The organism is Dyadobacter sp. CY312 (genome assembly GCF_021390535.1).
Lineage (GTDB): Bacteria > Bacteroidota > Bacteroidia > Cytophagales > Spirosomataceae > Dyadobacter.
Genome location: NZ_JAJUXG010000001.1, coordinates 241,193 through 264,810 on the forward strand (window position 1 = coordinate 241,193; position 23,618 = coordinate 264,810).

The window sequence follows — 23,618 nt, forward strand, 5'->3', positions numbered from 1 at the left end:
GACTTATCCCCATAGCAAAGCATTATCTATCAGCAGTCAGGTCCATATCTCAAATTGCTCCGTGTATGATTTTACCTCTCAAACTTGAAGTACTGACGTGGCGGATACTTGTAATATTGTATTTATGTCCTGCGTCACAGGTTTGGGTTAAGGCACAGGATCTACCTCTAAAATTTTCATATCTTACTGTTGATAATGGTTTGTCACACACTGACACCAGAGATATCAGACAGGATTCCACTGGTTTTATCTGGATTGCGACCTTGTATGGTCTCAGCAGATATGATGGTCATACAATCAAAAAATTTTACAACTCAAATCACCCGCTCAATAACGCCGCCAAAAACAGAATACAAAGTCTGGCTATTGGCAGTAATGGTAGGATCTGGTTGGCTACCGAGGGTGGCATTCAATGTTTTGACTCCAAAAAGGAGAGATACCTGGACTGCGATCCAAGGATAAAATACTCAAAAAGTCAAAATCCCAAGAAGATAGTCGAATTGAGTAGTAATACAATTGCAGTTTTAATCGGTGCTGAGTTAAAACTATATAATGTATCTGGCGAGCGTATTACTGCAAATGATTTACACAATCCCAAGAACACAAATTTTACTGACTTTGCGATTGACAAAAATGGTGTGGTTTATTTATCAGCAAATAATGGAGTATGGACTCTGGATCACAATTTTAGCTTCAAACACTATGAGGTAATAAGTAAAGCTGGAACGGTCAGTGAAGTGATCTCAAGAGTTTTTTTTAACCAAAAAAATGAATTGCTATTATATGTAGGAAACAAGCTTCTGTGTATAGATCAAACTTTTAAAATCGAGACAAGTACACATCGCCCGGTATTTGGGAAAATGTATGTGTATCAGGAAACATTAATTCCCAGAGGACTAGCACTTCTGGATTTGGTCCAGGATAAGTGGTTCAGATATTGGATTTCTTCCGAAGGAGGGCTCATATCTTTGGACCACAAACTGGGATCTAATAGGTTGATTACCACTGACAGTTTTGTAAAAAGCCTGAATACAAACTCTCTTACCCGATTGTTTATTGACAGAAGTGGATGTCTTTGGGCTAGTACGTATGGAGGAGGAGTGAATTTCTGTGATCTGAATCCCAAATTATTTTATACTTTTCAGAAGAACCCGCAGATCACAAACGGGTTGTCAGGAAACGTGATTAAGGCTGTTCTTGAAGAGAACGAAAACAAGGTCTGGATTGGGACCAACACCACTGGCCTTAATGAATATAACTTCAAGACTAAAGTTTATAAACACTATAGTACCAACAGTCCCATAAAACTTAAAAGCAATCAGGTTAGTGCTTTGGTTTTTGATCAGGATCATAACTTGTGGGTTGGAACCGGAAAAGGAATTGATATTCTTAAAGCTGACAAAGTCGCAGACTTTATCGGACTAGACAAACTTCCCACACAAACCATAACCGCATTAAGCAAAGATTGCTATGGAAACATTTGGTTTTCGCTTTATAATGAACGGATCGGTTGTGTAGTACGGAGGGAGAATAAAATTATCAGGGTACTTTATTACGGTGAGGGACATTATATTTCTGCTGATGAAAATATTCCTGAAATCATGGTAGCCAACATGGATGGCGTGAGGCGCTACCTTGTCAATGAAGATGGATTGATTCTCAAAAGCTTTCATTACAGTGTTAATGGCAAAGCCAACTCTCTGAGTTCTCCTTATGCCTGGCCAATAAAAAAGCAAAACGACAGTACCTATTGGATTGGCACTATGGGAGGGGGACTTAACAGGCTGATTGTGCGTAAAAACAATACTTATACTATAAGTTCGTACAGAGAAGATGATGGGATTTTCAACGATGTAGAAAGCATTGAAATTGATGGCCAGGGAAAAATCTGGATGGGAGGCAATGGTCTGCAATGTTTTGACCCTAAAACAAAAAAACTTGTTACCTATGACCAAAAAAGTGGTTTACAGGGAAATAGTTTCAAAGTTGGAGCATCTTATACAGGTAAAAACGGAAGGTTATATTTTGGTGGAGTTAACGGGCTCAACTACTTTAATCCCGATAGTATAAAGACTAGTGGGGTAAGTGTGCGTCCGGTTTTTACAGATATCATTGTCAATAATAAAAAGGTAAACGTTGGCAATAAAGACAATCCCGTTCCTGAATTGGAACACGTCATAAATCACAGCAACAGCCTGCATTTGGATTATAGACAGAATAATTTTGTGATTTATTTCTCATCAATGCAGTTTTCCAATCCACTGGTATGTAAGTATAGATACAAACTGGAAGGATTTGATACAGATTGGAAATACACTGATGGCACAAATCCTTCTGCATCATATACCAACCTTAACTATGAAAACTACACTTTGCTTGTTGAAGGGACAAATCATGATGGCGTTTGGGGATCTGATAGAGCAACGCTTGATATTTCCGTGTCGCCACCATGGTGGAAATCACCTATAGCAAACATTTTTTACAGCATACTGGTCATTACGGTGCTGGCAGGAATCTACATTTATCAAGCCAGATGGTTCAGGTTGAAAAGTGAATTAGCGGTTAGAAATATTGAGGAACAAAAAAGAGAAGAAATACACCAGCAACGTGAAGAGTTGTATCAACAGCAATTGGATTTTTTTACCAATATTTCTCATGAATTCCGTACACCATTAACACTGATACTTGGTCCGCTTGAAGGTTTGATGAAAGAAGCAACACGGTCGGAATACTTCGATTCATTCAAAATGATGCATCGAAATGCAAAACGGCTTATGAATTTGATCCACGAACTGATGAATTTCAGGAAGCTTTCGGACTCCGCGATAACACTGGAGGTTAAGAGGATATATGTGGACGCTTTTGTCAACAGAATTTATACAACATTTGAAGATCTTGGTTTAAATAAGAATATTCAGTTTGAAGTTTTTTGCCCGCATGAAAATGTAACGGCCTTTCTTGATGAACAAGTTGTGCAAAAGATTCTGCATAACTTGCTGGCCAATGCTTTCAAATATACTCAAGCTGGAGGGAGGGTGAGAATTGAGGTATTGCTTGATTTTCAAGAGCCTCAAAAAGCTCATGAAGCCGAGTTCAAACTACTGAGCACCTTGCGGGCCGACCGCTATGTGTATTTTCGTATATTGGATACCGGTATTGGTATCTCTGCCGATTCGATCAGCCACATTTTTGACCGATATTATCGCGTTAGTAATGATCATTTGGGGTCGGGGATTGGACTTGCGCTTGTCAAAAAGCTCACACTTCTACATCAGGGAGATATTTATGTGTATAGCAATCGGCACGAGGGTACAGAAATTGTCATTGGCCTTCCCCTTGATGAACATAGTTATTTCAGTGAGAATTTATCAATAAGTGATCACATTTCATACCGTGGAGCAAGGCTTGAAAATGTAGATAATACAGACATTTTATACTTCAATACTCAAAAAAACGAGGTGGATCAACCTGTTCACCCGGATCAAAAAGCTCATGTTTTACTGGTTGAGGATAACGATGAATTAAGATTCTTTCTGAAAGAGCGGTTAAAACAAAACTATATAGTTTATGAGGCATTTGATGGAAAGCAAGGCTACGATATAGCTTGTGAAAAAATGCCTGATTTGATCATTAGTGATGTGATGATGCCAGTGATGAATGGAGTGGAATTATGCCGCAAAATAAAAAAAGGATTGGAGACAAGCCACATTCCCTTTATCATTGTGTCAGCCAAAGAATCTCTTGAAGCACAGGTTTTGGGACTGGAATCCGGAGCGGACTACTATTTTCCTAAACCTTTAAGTGTGGACATGCTTATGCTGACAGTGCATAATCTCTTCAATCAAAAGCGGAAACTGAGATCTAAATACACGAAAGATCATTATGTTGAGGCTTCGGATCGTGTACATTCCATCAAGGATAAAGAGTTTTTGGACAAAGTCATAACCGTAATTGAAGACAATATTCAGACTCCGGATCTTGATGTTGAATTTATATGTCAGGAAATGTTTATCAGCAGGACAAAGCTGTATCAAAGAATTCAGGCTATAACAGGGCAATCCGTAGGCGATTTTATTCGTACTGCCAGGTTACAAAAAGCACTTCATCTACTGACACACGAGGATATTTCAATCTCGGAAATAACGGCAAGGGTCGGTTACACAAGCACATCTTATTTTTCAACAGCTTTTAGAAAAGAGTTTGGTAAATCACCATTGCAGTTTTTACAAACCATAAAGGCTACCCAAAAGGTCGAGCAATATAGCCAGGCGTGAGACTCGTTGTTATATTTTACTGGATAGCCAAAGATGTATGCATCGGTCTTGATGATCATCCAAATTCTCATTAAAGTTAGATCACCTGCAAGATTGGACTCCATTCTTTCAGTATTGATCTGCTTTTAGCATTTTTTACCTTCATTTCTGTATCGACAAACTCTTTTTCAAACTTCCGCTCTTCTCCGAGAGGAGGTCATAGTAGAGCAGCTATTCTAATGCGTCTTACACCTTAGTGATAAATTTAGGATTACCACAATCTTATTAACGCCAAGGTTTGGGCAGTCTTTCCGAGTTATGCTATTTGCGATTCGCATATGCCGTAGAAACGATTAAGTACATAATCGTCGAGTGTGTTCTTTTTGTAAGAAAAATTTAAATTTTTCTCCTACACATTCCCATGGTGCTATTGCCGACAATTTTGACCAGGCAATAAGGAGCCAAAATTCAAATTTGCCCTTTCTGAGCTCCAAAGGCGTAAATTATGTACGATTGGAATATTTAAATGTACGATATCGAAACATTTTCAAGCTGGATTGTAATTCCTTTGCCAGAGTCAAGATGCAGTTTAAAGCACTGATTCAAACATGGCATCTGTACAAAATGCATGTGAGGGGAAAAACAAAAATGCATAGCAGATGGTACATGCATGACCAAATAAAAGCTCATTTTTTTATCTGTTTTTGGAGTGCCATAGTACGCACATTTATCAATTTATGAAACCAATTTTAACCAATCAGTTTATGAAGGCAAGGAAAACTTTTGGCCTGTCCTTGGCGGGCTGCGTTCTCATGGTAGTAATGGCGGCTTTTTACCAACGCACCAACCCGAGTACTTTCAGCGGTTCTACAATTGACAGTTTGTACAAGGATTTGACAGATGAACAAAAAAGATCTCCTAAATACGCCACTGCTGGATTGTCGGTTAGCGAAGGATTGGAAGCGACTCTTTTCGCATCGGAACCCACTCTTGTCAACCCTACAAATATTGATATTGACTATCGGGGTAGGGTTTGGGTATGTGAAGCATACAATTATCGTCCGGCTATCACGGGAAATCCGACCAACAGCGAAGGGGATCGGATATTGATTTTGGAGGATACTGATGGTGACGGCAAGTCTGATAAAACCACAGTATTTTATCAGGGGAAAGAAATTAATGCGCCTCTGGGTATATGGGTAATGGGTAACGATGTGATTGTCTCACAAAGCCCTTACGTATGGAAGTTTTCAGATGTGGATGGTGATGGGAAAGCCGATAAAAAGGAAGTGATTTTTGAAGGGGTGGGCGGCGAGCAACACGATCATGGAATGCATGCATTTACATTTGGCCCTGACGGAAAATTATACTTCAATTTTGGAAACGAAGGCGGGCATCTTCTTGACGGGAAAGGAAAGCCGGTTATAGGAAAAGACGGACAACCTATCGATTTTAAAAAACTCAAACAGGGAATGGTGTTTCGCTGCGATCCCGACTTCAAAAACATAGAAGTGGTGGGTAATAATTTCCGAAACAATTTCGAAGTGGCTGTGGATAGTTACGGAACCATGTGGCAATCGGATAATGATGATGATGGCAACAAGAGTGTGAGGATCAATTACGTGATGCAAAACGGTAATTATGGCTATACGGATGAGTTGACCGGTGCAAGCTGGCGTGCAAATCGCACCAATGTTGAAGATTCAATTCCCCTGCGCCACTGGCATTTGAATGACCCGGGTGTGGTACCTAATTTATTACAGACCGGATCGGGATCGCCAACCGGAATGGTAGTGTATGAAGGACGTTTGCTGCCCAGGAAGTTTTGGGATCAGATGATTCACTGCGAGCCAGGTCACAATGTAGTCCGTTCTTATCCAGTTAAAAATTCGGGTGCCGGTTATACAGCCAGCATTGTTAACCTGGTGGATGGTAAAAGAGATCAGTGGTTTCGACCATCGGATGTTTGTGTTGCACCGGACGGCTCGCTGATCATATCGGACTGGTATGATCCGGGCGTGGGAGGCCATCAGGCAAAAGATCAAAGTAAGGGGCGTCTGTACCGGATTGCGCCTCCAAAAACATCGTACAAAATACCTGAAACAAATTTTTCAACTGCTGCGGGTGCCGTTTCTGCGCTACAAAGTCCTAACGTTTCCGTGCGTTATCTGGCCTGGACCGCATTGATGAAAATGGGTGCTGCGGCAAAGCCTGACCTTGAAAAATTATTAGTCAATAAGGAAAATCCAAGAATGAGCGCACGTGCGCTTTGGGCATTGGCAAATATTGATGTTTCAAATAAAACATATATTGAAAATGCCCTGAAGGATAAAAATCCTGACATGCGAATAGCTGCCATCCGGATTGTTGCTGAAAAACAAAGTCAGGATCTGGTAAAATATTTAGGTCAGGTCGTTAATGATGCGGATGCGCAGGTTCGCCGTGAATGTGCCCTGGCTTTATATGGAAGTAAGCTCAACGGTGCAGCGGATTTGTGGGCCACGTTAGCCAAACAGTATGATGGGAAAGACCGTTGGTATCTGGAAGCGCTTGGAATTGGAGCTGAGGGGCAGTGGGATTCGTTTTTTACAGCCTGGCTGAAAATTGCTGGCCCCAGCCCTGTTGACAGCCAGGCTGGCAAGGATATCGTTTGGCGCTCACGTAGCAAGGAATCAGTTACCCTGCTGGCTTCCCTGGCGAGCGACAATGCGGTCGATTTGAAAAAGCGTTTACGCTATTTCCGTGCATTTGATTTTAATCCAGCGGCAAAGGAAAAATCTGCGGCCTTGGTTAAAATAATGAATGGAAATGCTGTAAATCAAAGTGAGATTAACGAGTTGGCATTGCGACATCTTGATCCGGATTTTGTAAAAAAATCACCCCAGGCGATGGCTTCGCTAAAAAAACTACTGGATGCATCTTATGGCACAGCAACTTATCTTGAATTGGTAGCACGCTATGAGCTGGTTGGCGAAAACAAGCGTCTGCTTGATCTTGCATTGTCTGGTTCTCAGGTGAATTTGGTTAGGATGGCCGGGCAGCAATTATTAATACAGGGCGGTTCTGATCTGATATGGAAGACAATAAAAGGACAGGATAAAACCAAAGCCCAGGCCGTTCTATCTTCCATTAGATCCGCCGGAAGTAAAGAGTCACTCGAAATTCTTGAAAAAGTTTCCCTTGATCCTTCATACTCTTTACCAGTCAGAACTGAGGCTGTCAAGTCGCTTGGAGGTACAATGAAAGGAGAGGATCAGGTTTTACTTTTATTAAAGTCAGATAAGCTATCGGGAGACCTGAAAATTGCCGCAGTTCAGGGCGTGAGTGGTGCATGGAGGCAATCTGTTAAAGTAGAAGCCGCTAGGTATCTGGAAGGCACTCTGACTAATACCAGAAAACATCCTGAATTAAAAGAGCTGACCGCCATGAAAGGAAATGCCTCAAAAGGTAAGGAGGTTTTCCAAGTGTACTGTTCTGTATGTCACCAGGTTAACAACACAGGAATGGACTTTGGTCCGAAACTGTCCGAAATAGGTAGCAAGCTACCCAAAGAGGCGTTGTACTCGGCTATATTCGAGCCAAATGCCGGTATTGGCTTCGGCTACGAAGGTTTCGAAGTAACCCTCAAAGACGGCTCCGTGGTAGCGGGAATTGTTTCAAGTAAAACCGAAACAGATCTTATTCTCAAATTTCCAGGCGGCTCAACCCAGGAATACAAAATGTCTCAGGTGAAATCAATGAAACAAATGAAGGATTCCATGATGCCGGCAGGTCTTCAGGACGCAATGACTACCGACGAACTAGTGAATATGGTCGAGTACCTGGGGAGTTTAAAGAAAATATAACGCAACGGCTTTACAGCCGAAAACTATAATCCAATCCATCTTTTACGGTCTGTTCTACTTTGCTTCATGATCTGATCGTGAAGAACCTATGCGTAAATTTTTAAATGTCCATTTTATTTAAGCCTTGCCAATTCATGACAACATTTATTAGAAATTTAACTTTTTGTATCAGCAGGAGAATACTCTACGTTCCCTTATTCCTACTTTTTGCTACCCAGCTTTTAGCACAAAATTCCTCGATTAAAGGAAAAGTTGCCGATGAACAAGGACAGCCGCTCCCTGGTGTGAGCATACTGGTGAAAGGTACTACTACCGGTACTGTGACTGATGTTGAAGGAACATTTACACTTGAAGCAAAGGGAGGCGAAACACTCGTATTCTCCTACATCGGTTATCACACCCAGGAAGTGCCCGTTAGCAACCGTTCGGTGGTTGATGTTACCCTGGCCACTGATGTGAAATCGCTATCAGAAGTAGTTGTTGTGGGGTATGGAACTGAAAAAAGAGCAACCATTACCGGTGCAGTAGTTGCAGTGCAAGGTAAGGATATTCAGCAGTCGCCTGCGATGAATGTTGGAAGCAGCTTGTCTGGTCGTTTGCCAGGGTTAGTTGCTGTAACACCGTCTGGTGAGCCGGGAAGTGACAATTCTACATTGCGAATCCGCGGTGTAAATAGTCTTGGCAACAACGATCCTTTGGTCGTAGTTGATGGTATACCGGGCAGATCGCTCGAAAGGCTCGACCCAAACAGTATCGAGAGTATTTCCGTTCTCAAAGATGCTTCTGCGGCAATTTATGGTGCTCAGGCGGCTAACGGAGTAATTTTGGTTACAACCAAAAGAGGGAAGCTGGGTAAGCCGGAAGTGACACTGAATTTCAACCAGGGATGGGGAAAACCAACACGGCTTCCTAAACTTACGGACGCCGCAGAATATGCAACACTGCAAAATGAAATAGAATACTATAAGCAGGCGGATGTTGCCAACTACGTTCCCAAATTCACTCCCGAAGAAATTCAGAAGTTCAGAGATGGCTCCGATCCATGGAAGTATCCCAATACAGATTGGTACAAGGAAGTATTGAAACCGTGGTCGGGTCAAAACTATACAAATGTTACCATTTCAGGAGGTAGTGAAGCCGTCAAATACTTTGTTTCCGTGGGTTCAAAAACTCAGGATGGTTTTTACAAAAACAGCGCAAATAAATATAAGCAGACAGATTTCAGAAGCAATCTGGACGGTAAAATCAACAAATATATCACTGTTGGATTTGATGTTACTGGTCGTTTGGAAGACAAAAACTATCCAATCCGCTCTGCGGGGAATATTTTTCGGATGGTGATGCGCGGCAAACCGAATGAAGTTGCTTACTGGCCCGACGGAACACCAGGCCCTGATATCGAATACGGAGATAACCCTGTGGTTGTAAGCACGGACGCTACCGGTTATGATAACGATAAGTGGTATTACTTACAGAGCAATATTCGTCTCAATGTTCAGGTTCCGTGGGTGAAAGGCTTATCATTCTCAACCAATTCGGGTGTAGACAAAACATTCCGTTTTCAAAAGCGATTCGAAACGCCCTGGTACCTCTATTCTTGGGATAAGCAAACTTATGATGCCGAGGGAAAGCCAGTTTTGATCCGCGGTAAAAAAGGATTTGAAGATGCACGCCTGACTCAAAGATCGGAGGACAGACTAGATATCCTGATAAACGGATTGTTAAATTATGAGACTTCGATCAACAATATCCATAATCTAAAAGTATTGTTTGGGGCTGAAAGAAGAACCGGTTCCGGCGGACGTTTTGAAGCTTTTCGCAGGTTTTTTCTCTCTACTTCCATCGATGAGCTTTTTGCAGGAGGTGATGCCCAGAAGGACAACACCGGTATGCCATTTCAAAGTGCAAGGCTCAACTATTTTGGTCGTGTGAATTACAATCTTAAGGAAAAGTATCTGGCAGAATTCGTATGGAGATACGACGGCTCCTATATATTTCCTCAACAGAAAAGATTCGGATTTTTTCCAGGCGTTTCTTTGGGCTGGAGAGTATCGGAAGAAGACTTTTTCAAGCCTGTCAAGTTTATGGATAATCTCAAACTCCGTGCTTCGTGGGGACAAACCGGAAACGACCGTATCGATGAATATCAGTTTCTGGCATCCTACCTTTTTGGTCGTTGGGAAGGTGGTGCAACCAGCCCGATCCGCAATCAGAATGCTATTTTTGGTATAGATCAAGAGCATAAAACGCTTTATGAGGCTCGTATTCCAAACCTTAACGTAACCTGGGAAGTTGCCAATCAGTCCAATATCGGTTTTGAAACCGCATTTCTAAACAACAGACTGACACTGGAAGCAGATTATTTCAGTAACGTGCGCTCTCAGATATTATGGAGAAGAAATGCTTCTATTCCTACATCTGCCGGACTGACACTGCCGCGTGAAAACATTGGAAAGGTTGCTAACAGCGGTTTTGAATTCAATTTGGGATGGCGCGACGAAATCAGAGATTTCAAGTATCAGGTTGGTTTTAACGGAGGCTATCAGCGCAACAAGATCAAATTCTGGGATGAGTCTGCCGGAGTACCCGACTATCAGCGATCAACAGGTTTCCCGATTCCTACGGATCCATTAAACCCCAACAACGATCTCTTTTATCAGGCGAGTGGTATTTTTAGGGATAAAGCAGAGATCGACGCTTATCCTCATTGGGATGGGGCCAGACCTGGTGATATCAGATTTGAAGATGTGAACGGCGATGGAAAAATCGATGGTAACGACCGTGTGAGAAACCACAAAACAAACATTCCGCGCTTTTCAACAGGGTTGTCTCTCAATGCGCAATATAAAGGTTTTGACCTGGCCGTACTTTTCCAGGGTTCGATGGGTGCTGTGCAATACATCAACACCGAGTCTGGTGAGATCGGTAATTTCCTCAAAAGTTTTTACGACGAAAGATGGACTGTTGAGAACCCGGATGCAAGCGGACCCAGAACATTCAACCGCAGCAACGAATACTGGCGCAATAACCGAAATACATTCTTTCTGATAAATACCGATTACGTGCGTTTAAAAAACCTTCAGCTGGGATACACCGTGCCGGCTGCGTTTACCAAAAAAATCGGTATGTCGGTAGCGAGAATTTATGTGAGCGGTCTCAACCTGCTAACATTCACTCCTGATTACAAGGATTTTGATCCTGAAACAAGCAGTGAATCCGGACAGGGCTATCCTTCGCAGAAAGTGTTTAACACAGGTTTACTATTTACGTTTTAATCAGAACAACAGATGAAAAAAATCGCACATATTATTACCATATACTTTTTGTTGTTTTTCAGTAGTTCCTGCAACACCGACTTTCTTGACAAAGCTCCTTTGGATCAATACTCCGAAGCTGCTGTCTGGAACGATCCAGCGCTTATTCAGGCTTTTGTAAATAGTATTTATTTCGGAATCCCTCATGGATTTAGTAACATCATGATGGCGTCTATATCTGACGAATCCATGTACAATGGTGATTTCGGGAGTAGTAATGTTACCAAGAGCCTGGTCACTCCGAGTGATTATTCGATCTGGAATACCTATAACAGACAAGAGGGGATGATCTGGGAAAACGAATACAAGTACATTCGTGCTGCCAACATTTTTATGGGCAGAATACAAGCCGCCCCGGTCGACGATGCAGCAATGAGAACCCGGCTTACGGGTGAAGTACATTTTTTAAGAGCATACTTGTATTTCAACCTGCTTTCCATTTATGGTGGAGTTCCAATTGTTACAGAGGCCTACGGGCTTGGTGAAAACTATGAGGTTAAACGCAATACCTTTGAAGAGTGTGTGAAATTTATTTCGGAAGAGCTTGATAAAGCAGCTTCGATGTTGCCTGCCGTCTATTCGGATGCGGCGCTGAAAGGTCGTGCTACAAAAGGGGCAGCTCTGGGACTTAAAGCAAGATTGTTACTTTATGCTGCCAGCGATTTGTATCATAATCAATCCAAATGGGCAACAGGTTATGCCAATCCTGAATTAGTTGGTTACGTTGGAGCAAACAGAACTGCGCTTTGGGAATCGGCCAAGGCTGCCTGCAAAGCAGTGATGGATCTGGGAGTATACAGTATGTACAAGCCGGTACCGGGTACTGGTGAGTCAGCAGCCGATAATTATGCCGAAATGTTTTTGACCAAAGAGAATTCTGAGGATATTTTCGTACGCTTTTTCCTTCCTAAAACAGATGAGGAATGGGACGGTTACAATCCGGGATTGTACAATAACCCAAATGGCTACCATGGTTGGGGAAGCAATACGCCCCTTGGCCAGCTGGTTGACTCTTATGAAATGAAGGACGGCACCAAATTTAGCTGGGCAAATCCTGAACATGCAAAGGATCCTTATAAAAACAGAGAACCCCGTTTTTATGCCTCCATTCTTTACGAAGGAGCTCCATGGAGAAAGCGCCCTTCGGACGTGATAGCCAGTGACCCTGTTGGGATTATTCAGGTTGGATTTTGGGAGCGGTGGAATGCCACAACAAGTCAAACGGATGTAATTCCGGGTCTGGATACCAGAAAAGGACCAATAGAAGACTGGAATGGAACTTACACTGGCTATTACCTGCGTAAGTTTGTCGATCCTAAAATCGATGCACAATATGTAAAGCAGGACTGGCCTTGGAGATACATGCGTTACACGGAAATACTGCTAAATTATGCAGAAGCGTGTATAGGCCTTGGACAGGAAACAGAAGCTAAAACGTACATCAATATGATACGGAAAAGGGCTGGGATGCCCGACATTACCGAAACCGGCGCTGCATTGGTGGAGCGTTACCGCAACGAACGTAAAATTGAACTTGCCTACGAAGATCACCGGTATTTTGACGTGAGAAGATGGATGATTGCAGGCAGCACTTTTGGTCATGCAAAAGGTGTGGATGTAAGATATCCGCTGAATGCTGACAGAACAACGGCAACCAAACCAGTTTACAAGGTGATAGAAGTGCAGGAACGCGGGTGGAGAGACCGGCATTATTTGCTGCCTATCAAGTTGGATGAAATGAACAGAAATAAACTTCTGATTCAAAATCCGCTTTACGATTAATATGGATTTTGCTTTCGGGTTCTGCTAATTGGTCAGTTTTTGATGATTAACTTAAAGCAGGCCCGGAAGCAAAATCCAATGTTGAAACTAGCTTGTCAGTTGTATTTATTTTTCTCTGATTCTTTTTAAACGCTTTTAATAATGACAATCAATAATGACAGACGTTCTGTTTTGAAAAATATGGTGAAGGGGGCTGGTGTACTGGCTTTGCCCTTGACCTTAACTAACGTATTTGGCGAAACTCAAAAGGTACTTGGCTCGGTCCTTCATGGTAAAATCAGACATTCGGTATGCAGATGGTGTTATAATAAAATCCCTTTTGAGACATTTGCTCATGAAGTGAAAAAATTGGGCATTACATCAATTGAGTTGTGTGGTCCCTCAGAATGGCCGGTTCTTAAAAAGTACGGTCTTACCTGTGCATTGCCATGGGGAGAAGGAATCACCAGAAATCTGGAAAAGGGCTTCTGTGATCCGGCAAATCATGAAGAACTCATCAAGGGTTTTGAAGATTTGATACCGCAGGTCCAACAAGCGGGATATGATCAGGTGATTTGTTTCTCGGGCAATCGACGTGGAATGAGTGATCTGGACGGAATGAGAAACTGTGCTGTAGCTTTAAGAAAACTCATGCCGACCGCCGAAAAACACAATGTGACACTGGTAATGGAGCTGCTCAATAGCAAGGTGAATCACAAGGATTATATGTGTGATCGTACTTCCTGGGGAGCAGGTTTATGCGAAATGGTAGGTTCCGAAAAATTTAAGTTATTGTATGACATTTATCACATGCAGATCATGGAAGGCGACGTGATTGCAACGATTAAAAAGTACCATAAATACATTTCGCATTACCACACGGGGGGCGTTCCGGGCAGGAATGAAATAGATGAAAGCCAGGAGGTTTTTTATCCTGCGATAATGAAAGCAATCGTTGACACCGGTTACAAGGGATTTGTAGGGCAAGAATTTATACCAAGCCGTAAGGATGACATTGCGTCCTTAAAACAAGCTGTAACCATTTGCGATATTTCCTGAGGCAGATCGCTTTTTTCTGCGGATTATTGCAGTAATTATCCGCAGTTCATTGTAGTTTAGTTTTTATTCAGAAATGTAAATCAGCAGTTATGAAAAAGGTGATTTTTAGTATTGGGATTCTCTTTCTGATTTCCATCTGTGCTGTTACAGCGCAAAAACCGATGCGTATCATGATTCTGGATGGAGAGTCCAACCCATATCACCGCATTGATATCGGTACACAGATTATGAAAAAGCTGTTGGAGGAGTACAAACCATTTCAGGTGGAGGTTGTTTCCGCACCCGGGAAGGACGGCGATTTTAGTAATTTTATGCCAAGATTTATAGACTACCAGGCTATTGTACTGAATTATGATGTACCGACAGAGCGCTGGCCTGATGCCCTGAAAAAATCATTTGAACAGTACATGTCTAATGGTGGTGGTCTGGTAATTGTGCATGCGGCCAACAACTCATTTCCCGGCTGGGTTGAATTCAACAAAATGGTTGGTGTTGGTGGATGGCGCGACCGCGACGAGAAAAGCGGGCCATACTGGTATTACAAGGATGGAAAATTAGTGGAGGACAAGAAGCCAGGTAGTGCAGGTAGTCACGGGGCCAGGTTGCCATTTCCAATAAAGCTCGTCAATACAAATCATCCTGTAACCAGAGGATTACCAGCGGTCTGGATGCATCATAATGATGAGCTGTACGCGAAACTGCGTGGGCCTGGTGAAAATATGACCGTACTTGCAACTGGTTATTCGGATAAAAACAATCACGGGACCGGATATGATGAACCACAGATCATGGTTCTAAACTATGGCAAGGGCAGAATTTTTCACCATACAACCGGGCACGATCCGATAGGAATGAGCTCTGTGGATTTTGGTGTTTTATTGCTACGCGGGACAGAGTGGGTGGCAACAGGAAAAGTTACCCAAAAGGTACCTGCAAATTTTCCCACGGCTACTACTGTCAGCTACCGTGCTGACATTGCTGCAATGAATCCAGTTCCGGCCAAACCAGCAGGTAAGTAGTTAGGTTTGGTAATATTGTCGCTGCGGAGGTAAGGTTGTGAGAAATACTCACGAGTGTTTTAACATGAAGTGGATTGAGCTCAGACAAGATAGACCTGACTTATCAAGAATGTCAGCGTCAATAATCAATAATTATATCGGTATACTCCATTGAGGCTATCTTCGTAATAAAACGGAGATAGCCTTTTGCGTTACGTAAATCTAGTATCAAGATGCTTAGGTTCTTATTGACACTAATAAACGCTCGGTATTCTCGTCCGAGTAGCCGGTTTGGACTTGCTCCGCAGGAGGGCGTAGCTGGCAGAGTGTGTTTTATACAGTTGAAGATGGAGACCGGCTTTTCAAATCTGGTGGTGTTTCAAAACCTTTTTGAGACGGGAAAGAAATCCTAAGGCCCAGGCTGCTGATGGTTTAATACCGGGAGGCCCGTTTAGAATAAAAAAATCTCTTCATTATTTGAGGAACTAATATCCAAAAAATAATCAAAAGTTGCAGGAATTTTATAGTTTAACCGAAGTTACATCTCAACGGTCAATCACGTTATGAGTACTTTCGGCGTCAAGTGGCTACCATCTGCTATCTTTTTTCTCGGAATATGGGTGGAAAGTTTGTTCCAACCGGCTATGGCGCAGGATTACGCTATCACTAAACTCAAACTATTTCCCGATCGTGATGAAGTGCTGATCAAAGACCTTGCGACCGATAGCAAAGGACTTGTCTGGTTTCTGACCAATGGTGAAATATACCGGTACGATGGATACCGGTCGCTCGATGTCTTGAGAACAATCGCAGACCAGGTGCATACTGCCGATATGCCGCAACGGATCCTTGTTGATCGCCACGACAGATTGTGGATGGCTGGCAATGCCAACCTCAGTTACCTGGATCTCAGGACATGGAGGGTACATCCGGTTGCTTCGACCCTGCTTCCGCCAGTTGAGGACCGTGCGGTGTTTTCGATTACGGAGCTCTCCGATGCAACGGTTGTCATAGCCTACGAAAACGGACATTTACTGCTTGTGAAAGGGAATCAGTTTTTTCGCGTGGACGATCTTTTCGAGCTTGGCAAGAAATCCAGCAATAAATTGTCTCCGCGCAGCATGACAATCTGGAAAAATAAAATCTGGGTAGGTACCAGCAACGGTAGCCTGCTGTCTATCGACCCACAGCGAGGTTACAGAACACAAATCAGTAAGTTACCGGTTGAGGATAGCAATGTAAGGACACTGATAGGCTGCGCGGATACGCTTTTTGTGGATGTTCCCGAACGTGTAAGTTTCCAATTGGATGATGGCTTTGGCCGGCAAATGCGGCCGAGAGGCTTTGAGTTGTCGGCAGATAAATATTTTGTAATGAAAGAGGGTGCCGATATGCATGTCTACGCCGAAGACGATGCATTGTACGTGATGGATACTGAGTTACGTCTACGCCAAAAGCTGAAAATTCCCACCAAACGCAAGTTCAGGACCGTAGCCGCGAAGATCTCAAAGAAAGAAATTTTGCTGGGAACGGAAGAAGGGATATTTGTCGCTTATCCTAAAACAAAGGGGCTTTCGGAGTTAAGCAACACAAATCCCGGGCCCAATACGAGCACGCGGGGCATCCACGTTTATCCGGATGGCTCTCTTTTCTTTGCCACGTATAGTGGGGCGGGATATATAGAGCCTGGCGGAAAGGCTTTTACGTTTCCCGAATTGAAGCATGCCTACACGATGTTGCCGATGAACGACAACGAGCTGCTGGTAGGTACGGAAGGTGGATTTCTGAAAGTGTTCAACAGGCGTGACCGAAGTATCAAACCATTGAAATATAACCTTTCGCCAAATGCGCGGGCAAAATATGTTGCACATCTGCCGACTTATGTAATGTGCCTGGCTGAAACCCCCGGTAAGTTTCTGATCGGTGGAATGAATGGACTTTGGCAACTGGATAAAAAGAGCCGCGAGCTTGACCGCTACGAACTTACCAGCGGTTCGCCCCATGCACTCGATTTGCAGATCCGGCATATTCAACTGATCTCCGAAGCACGCTTGTTGCTGAGTACTAACCTCGGGCTCTTTGAGCTGAATAATGGAAGGTTAACGAAAAAGTACCCGAAATCCGGCAACATGGGAGTTTATAAAGTTGCTGTGGATGGTGATAAGCTCTGGATTGCCACGCAAGGTGCCGGGCTGGTGGCGATTAATAATGGTGGCAAGCTGGTGCAGCATTTGACTACTGAGAATGGGTTGAGCAATAATCTGATTTACAGTCTGGAACGGATCGATGGTGTGATGATCCTGGGCACCGCCGACGGGCTGAACCTGGTGGATGTGAAGCAGCGGGTACGGCGTATCGGTACGGCAGAGGGGTTGGGCCAGTCGGAATTTAACTCGGGTGCCTCCTTTGTGGACAATGCGCGAAAGCGCGTATATGTGGGAGGGTTAATGGGTTATACTGTTTTAGACATGAACCAGGATTGGTTCGACAAGAATGATCAGCTGGAAAGTTATGTGACAGAGATTCACACTTCAACCGGGAAAGCCGGGCAGAGAGCGAGGGATTATACCTGGCCTTACCGCGGAGAGAGGCATTTGTCGCTCGACCATAATCAAAGCCTTACCGCACTGTATGTTGGCACACCCGGTAATTACCGTGCCAACAGCGAGGTGACATACTCCCTTAATGCGGGGGATTGGGAACCACTCATCCGGGGGCAGTTTATCTCGCTCATCGAACCGTCGCCAGGGGAATACAAATTCAATTTGCGGACGCGGAGCTTCGGTTTGGAAAGCAAGTTGAAGGTTGTAACGGTCATTAAGAAACCGCACTTTTCACAGACCTGGTGGTTCCGTGGATTGCTTGTACTTGGCGCCATTTTGATCGTAGTGGTATGGTACCGCAGCCGTATCGCGAAGATCCGTCGTGAGCAGGATATCCGTAACCGTATCGCAGCAGACCTGCATGATGAAGTGGGAAGTTCGCTAACACGAATTTTTTTTCAAGCCAATGCTTTGGCCGGCAATCCGGTGGCCGGCAATCCGGTGGCCGGCAGTCCGGTGGCCGGCAGTCCGGTGGCTGGCAATCAGGAGAAAGCCGGAACGCAAGGCAGGCAATTGGAACTGATCGCTGATACGAGCAAGCAGGCCCTTTTGACGATGAGCGACATGGTATGGTCTATTGACTCGCGGTTTGATACCATGAAAGACCTTGTGATCCGTATGAAAGATTATGTGTACAGGCTCAGGGAAGAGCTGGATTTCAGTTACCGGTTTGAGGAAGGTGCGGTAGTAGAATCGGGCAAAGTTTCCCAAGCCGTTCGCCAGAATCTTTTCCTGATTTTTAAGGAAGCCCTGATCAATGCCATTAAGTATAGCGACGGTTCTGAAATCCTTATTTCATTACAGTTTGAACCGATCATCAGGCTTGTCGTATCCAACCGCTACCCGGAAAAGCCGGTTTCCCTGGGCGATCGTCAGGGTGGTCGCGGGCTGGAAAATATGGAATTGCGCGCCGGGAAGGTCAGCGGAAACCTTTCGGTGAATGATACGGGAGGCGTTTTTTGCGTTGTTTTCGAGATACCACCCAAAAGGGGGATTTAAACTCAAAGAGGTACAGGATAACTTTGTATAATGATACGACTGGGCATTATTGAAGACGACGATGAGATCAGGAACATGCTGATCCATTATTTCGGTAGCCAACCGGGCATTTCCGTTTTGTTGTCGGCACCGTCGGTAGAGTCCTTTTTTGAGCATTGGGAGGATGGGATCTATCTGGATATGGTTTTGTCCGATATTGGCTTGCCTGGTGAGTCGGGCATTAAGGGCATTTCGCGTATTAAAAGACGGGCGCCCAAATGCAGCGTGATGATGCTCACCGTTTACGACGATGCGAACCGGATCTTTCAGGCCCTGTGCAACGGGGCATCCGGCTATTTGCTGAAACAAACCCCTTTGCCGCAGATCAAAGAGGCGGTAACATCCTTGTATGAGGGTGGCGCGCCGATGTCGCCCGGAATAGCCCGAAAGGTTGTTGAATATTTCAATCCCAAGCATGCAGGTCAGCTATCAGACAATCTGACACCCCGGGAGTCGCAGATTGTCCTGGCGATCGAAGAAGGCCTTACGAACAAGGAGGTAGCCATTCGCATGGACATATCCCTGGAAACCGTCAAATACCACATCAAAAACATTTACGAAAAACTTCAGGTAAACAGCCGCCACGCGCTCATTAGCCGGAAATACAAATAGCCCCCCCAAAAGAGGGATACCATAGTAATTGCGAATTGATTCACTTTGCAATGCTATGGATAAACTTCTACAAATAATATCGACAGGTTCCGATGGTTTGGTTATCGTTCGTCGAGCCTTATGGACTATTCTTCTGTGCTGGCAGGGAATTACATTTTTTAGTATACCCGCATTGGGGCAAGGGATTTCTCCCGGCGGAGGCAACATTTTGTATGTCGACGTGAATGTAAACACCGGGGCTGGCGGCTACACCGGTGCCGGAGATTCATGGGCCAATGCGGTTCCTCAATTAGCGGATGCTCTCAAGTGGGCCAGAGAAGAGTATAGTGGAGGAGGCCATGGTTGGAGCAGCGCGAATCCCCTTCGCATTTTCGTTGCCAAAGGGGTGTATTTGCCCAAGTATCACGCAGACGACCGGAATTACACTACGGACGGTGGCAGACACAATGGGTTTGTCCTGGTACGCGACGTGCAGCTTTATGGTGGGTTTGACCCGACCAGAGGAGTAGATGACCTCGACGATCAGCGCATCCTTCCCAACGTCGCATCGCCAGGCCAGGGCACTGTGTTGAGTGGCGACCTGGGGGGAAATGATAATCCTGACGATTTTGAAGGCCATGCGGAAAATGTGCATCACCTGGTTCTTGCAGGTGGGCAGGTTGGTGTTGGTCGCATGGATGGTTTTACGATATCTGGCGGCGGTGCTGACGCGAACTCACCTCTTACTCTTATTGTAAGTGGGCAGCAGGTAATGGCCGGAACCGGAGCCGGAGCATATCTGGCGAACTCATCACCAACTTTGAATAACTGCTTGTTTTACCGGAATACAGCGAATTTGGGAGGGGCGGCTGCCATTTTCGGTTCGGCATCGGAGCCCACGCTCACCAAATGTATCTTCCATGGGAATTCGGCTGAGCAGGGCGCAGGAGTTATCAATTGGCAGGCTACTTCAATTTTCAATGAATGTAGGTTTTCTGAGAATACCGCCTCTCAGGGCGGAGGAGGAATGTACAATATGCAAGCCAACCCCGTACTTACAGATTGCCAGTTTGTAAAGAACGCTGCCGATAGCGGTGGCGGAATTAGCAATGCACAGAGTAACCTCACTGCAACTAATAGTAGCTTCCTAGAAAACACCGCCAGAAACGGTGGGGGAATGTTCGGTGGCGGAGGGTTGATTACGCTGAACGGGTGCGACTTTTCAGGAAATTCGGCCACGGCGGACGGGGGAGGCTTACACAATATTGGGACCGAGGTCTTATTCTCAAAATGCCATTTTGAAGGGAATAGAGCTGATCAGCGGGGAGGGGCTATGCGAAATGATCGCGCCACGGTGACGATCAAAGGCAGCCGTGTCGCTGGAAACAACTCTCCACAAGGCGGTGGAATTATTAACGAATCGTGCCCCTCCATTTTAATGATCAATAGCGTGATGTCGGGCAATACGGCGCAAATGGGTGCAGGAATGATGAGTGGGGTGTGCGGATCCGTTGTGGTTACCAACTGCACAATCTGGGGGAATGTAGCTAGCGCGTTCGGCGGCGGCGGCCTGTTGAACTTTCAGGCACCTCTTACAATAGCCAATACCATTATTTGGCACAATGAGGCAATCAAGGTTACCAATAGTCCCGAAGCATCCATTTACAATACGGGCCAATTGCCGGTCATTACGAACAGTTTAGTAGCAAATTGGGGTGGAAGTGATACCTGGAACGACCTCTGGGGGGTAAACGGCGGAGGGAATATCGATGTTGACCCGGAATTTGTATCTGTCACGCCTGGAAACGCAAAGTACCTGCATCTGACAGATTCAAGTCCTGCGCGTGACGCAGGGAGCAATAATGCCTACACCACGGCGGGGGGTAATCTGGCCAATGACCAGGATCTGGCAGGTAGTCCGCGGTCTTTTGGTCCATCAATCGATATGGGTGCTTACGAAAATCAACATGTGGAAACTGTGATGCAGGTTTTGTATGTCGATGCAACGGGCGGGGACGACAGCGACGATGGTACTTCCTGGGGAACAGCATTCAGAACCTTATCCCACGCATTGACCCTGGCAAACACAGATACCAATATAGATACCATTTTGGTTGCAAAAGGTGTCTATTACCCGACTGGTATTGCTACGGGGACAGACCGTGAAAGTGCGTTTCATATCGCCCGTGGTGGCATCAAAATCCTTGGTGGATACGATGCCGGAACCGGTCAGAGAAATCTGGCGGAAAATCGCACGATCCTGAGCGGGGCAATAGGAGATGCCAGCTCGGCGACCGACAATAGTTATCATGTAATGGTGATAGCAGGGATTCCGTCGGAAGCGGATAGTATCGAGGTCGACGGTTTTGTGATCACTGATAGTTATGCAAATGGAGGCGGAAGTGCGACTTTCAATGGAGTTAACGTGGCGCAAAACTATGGTGGCGGGATTTACAGTAAACAAAATGGTGTAGGTTCAAAACTCCGGTTTGCCAATCTGATCATTCGGAATAATTATGCAAGCTATGCCGCCGGAATATTCAACGATGAGCAGTCGTCGCCTTTGGTGGTCAACTGCCAGATCACCGGTAATGCCGCTGCTAACAACGGGGGCGGAATACTCAACCGAAACGCATCTTCGCCCCAAATCATTAATTGCACAATCGCGGGTAACAAGGCCAATGACGGGGGTGGGATATTCAACAATGTTAATGCTTCGCCAGGCATTCACAATACCATCGTTTATGGCAACAGCTCGGGTATCAATAGCTATGGAGGCAGCAGTCCCAATCTGACTTACAGCCTCGTTCAGGGCCAATCGGGCGGAATAGGTAATGTCGAAGGAAACATTAACCCCGGTTTTGTTGATCAGGCCAGCCACGAACTTGCACCCATAAATGGGGGCGATTATCGCTTGGAAGCGTGCAGTCCGGCAATTAACAAGGGTGACAATACATTGCTTCCCCAAATTATAACGCTTGACGCAAACGGTGATATGCGAACGGCTCATGAGGTGGTCGATATGGGTGCTTTTGAGTACCAGAGTGGGCTTCGGACAGCGGCTGATGCGCTGGCGACAAACGGAGACGAAAGTTCCAGGACGATCAACGGCCTCACCGACTTCCTGGCCAATGACGAAGCCTGCCGATTGGTTGCGCGGCTGCAACCAACAGGTACCACCCCGGTCTCGGGCAGTGTAACAGCCCGCGTAGAAATTGATCCCGAAGTGTCCTTCCACAACGGCTCCCCGTATGTGCAGAGACATTATCTGGTAAATGCGCCTGCCGGTGGTTCGGCCACGATGACCCTCTATTTTACACAAGCGGAGTTCGATCGTTTCAGTGAAGAGTTGCCTTCCGGTCCGCTTCCCGGCAACGCCGCTGATGAAGTTAATAAAAGTAATTTGCGTGTATTTCAATATGAGGGCACGGCGGGAAGCAGACCGGGTGATTTCCAGGGCGCTCCATCAGTTATTGACCCAGACGACGACGATATACAATGGGACGAGGCGACGAAGCGGTGGGAAGTCAGTTTTGGCGTTGAAGGTTTTAGCGGTTTCTTTATTGGCTCGGTGGCCAGTCCATTGCCTGTGAAGCTGATTTCATTTGCAGGGTCAGTTGATGCAGAAAATGCCGTCGCGTTGGATTGGCGGGTAGTTGAGCAGGAGAGTATCGCGGCCTATCACATTCAGTATAGTACCAATGGCCGGGATTTCCAGCACGCCGGAACGGTAGCAGCTACGCAAACAGCGGAAACCAGTTACACTTTTCGTCATCGCCCGCCGCTTAGCAGTTCGGTCCTCTATTACCGGTTGCTCATCTCGGAAGCGGATGGTGCTCAAAGTTATAGCAAGATTATCAGTTTGAAAATTCGGGACCTGAAACGGGCGTACGCCTATCCTAACCCAGCTAATCAAGGTTTCTGGATTAAAAGGCAGGGAGCTGCGGGAGCAACCGCAAGCCTGGTTAACATGTTCGGGTCATATTTGAAAACGTGGAAATTCCGCTCCGACGAAGAATATGTGGATATCCAATCGCTTCAAGCCGGTGTTTATTTTATTCTATTCAATGACGGCACTTCAATGAAAGTGGTCAAAAACTAGGAATGTGTTGGGAAATTAAGTTTGGCCTAGTGATTGCCTTGATTCCGGTCAAAT

General features: G+C 45.1%; 9 protein-coding genes. All 9 read left to right on the forward strand.

Annotated elements, in window-relative coordinates; translation table 11 throughout:
• The first annotated feature begins 65 nt into the window (after positions 1-65).
• The 9 genes from LZG71_RS01065 to LZG71_RS01105 all read left to right on the forward strand — a co-directional run bounded on the left by LZG71_RS01065 (position 66) and on the right by LZG71_RS01105 (position 23,564).
• A complete protein-coding gene (locus LZG71_RS01065) occupies positions 66-4,274 on the forward strand; it encodes a hybrid sensor histidine kinase/response regulator transcription factor (RefSeq protein ID WP_233816199.1) in 4,209 nt (1,402 codons plus the stop codon).
• A 716-nt stretch (positions 4,275-4,990) separates the two neighbouring features.
• Positions 4,991-8,098, forward strand: a complete 3,108-nt coding sequence (locus LZG71_RS01070; protein WP_233816200.1) for a PVC-type heme-binding CxxCH protein — start codon at positions 4,991-4,993, stop codon at positions 8,096-8,098.
• A 134-nt stretch (positions 8,099-8,232) separates the two neighbouring features.
• Positions 8,233-11,373, forward strand: a complete 3,141-nt coding sequence (locus LZG71_RS01075) for a TonB-dependent receptor (protein ID WP_233816201.1) — start codon at positions 8,233-8,235, stop codon at positions 11,371-11,373.
• Between the two features lie 12 nt (positions 11,374-11,385).
• On the forward strand, positions 11,386-13,194 hold the full coding sequence (locus LZG71_RS01080) for a RagB/SusD family nutrient uptake outer membrane protein (protein WP_233816202.1): 1,809 nt from the start codon (positions 11,386-11,388) through the stop codon (positions 13,192-13,194).
• A 141-nt stretch (positions 13,195-13,335) separates the two neighbouring features.
• A complete protein-coding gene (locus LZG71_RS01085; protein WP_233816203.1) occupies positions 13,336-14,232 on the forward strand; it encodes a hydroxypyruvate isomerase family protein in 897 nt (298 codons plus the stop codon).
• An 89-nt stretch (positions 14,233-14,321) separates the two neighbouring features.
• Complete coding sequence (locus LZG71_RS01090; protein WP_233816204.1) at positions 14,322-15,251, forward strand: ThuA domain-containing protein; 930 nt, start codon at positions 14,322-14,324, stop codon at positions 15,249-15,251.
• 542 nt (positions 15,252-15,793) lie between these two features.
• A complete protein-coding gene (locus LZG71_RS01095) occupies positions 15,794-18,832 on the forward strand; it encodes a hypothetical protein (RefSeq protein WP_233816205.1) in 3,039 nt (1,012 codons plus the stop codon).
• Positions 18,833-18,862: 30 nt separating this feature from the next.
• Positions 18,863-19,483: a response regulator transcription factor gene (locus LZG71_RS01100; protein ID WP_233816206.1), complete on the forward strand. Its 621-nt coding sequence runs from the start codon at positions 18,863-18,865 to the stop codon at positions 19,481-19,483.
• 55 nt (positions 19,484-19,538) lie between these two features.
• A complete protein-coding gene (locus LZG71_RS01105) occupies positions 19,539-23,564 on the forward strand; it encodes a choice-of-anchor Q domain-containing protein (RefSeq protein WP_233816207.1) in 4,026 nt (1,341 codons plus the stop codon).
• Positions 23,565-23,618: the final 54 nt, after the last annotated feature.

Excerpts from the sequence above, each read along its gene's own strand:
- LZG71_RS01075 (WP_233816201.1), top strand. The coding sequence starts at position 8,233 with ATGACAACATTTATTAGAAATTTAACTTTTTGTATCAGCAGGAGAATA.
- LZG71_RS01100 (WP_233816206.1), top strand. The coding sequence starts at position 18,863 with ATGATACGACTGGGCATTATTGAAGACGACGATGAGATCAGGAACATG.
- LZG71_RS01080 (WP_233816202.1), top strand. The coding sequence starts at position 11,386 with ATGAAAAAAATCGCACATATTATTACCATATACTTTTTGTTGTTTTTC.
- LZG71_RS01065 (WP_233816199.1), top strand. The coding sequence starts at position 66 with ATGATTTTACCTCTCAAACTTGAAGTACTGACGTGGCGGATACTTGTA.
- LZG71_RS01090 (WP_233816204.1), top strand. The coding sequence starts at position 14,322 with ATGAAAAAGGTGATTTTTAGTATTGGGATTCTCTTTCTGATTTCCATC.
- LZG71_RS01095 (WP_233816205.1), top strand. The coding sequence starts at position 15,794 with ATGAGTACTTTCGGCGTCAAGTGGCTACCATCTGCTATCTTTTTTCTC.
- LZG71_RS01070 (WP_233816200.1), top strand. The coding sequence starts at position 4,991 with ATGAAACCAATTTTAACCAATCAGTTTATGAAGGCAAGGAAAACTTTT.
- LZG71_RS01105 (WP_233816207.1), top strand. The coding sequence starts at position 19,539 with ATGGATAAACTTCTACAAATAATATCGACAGGTTCCGATGGTTTGGTT.
- LZG71_RS01085 (WP_233816203.1), top strand. The coding sequence starts at position 13,336 with ATGACAATCAATAATGACAGACGTTCTGTTTTGAAAAATATGGTGAAG.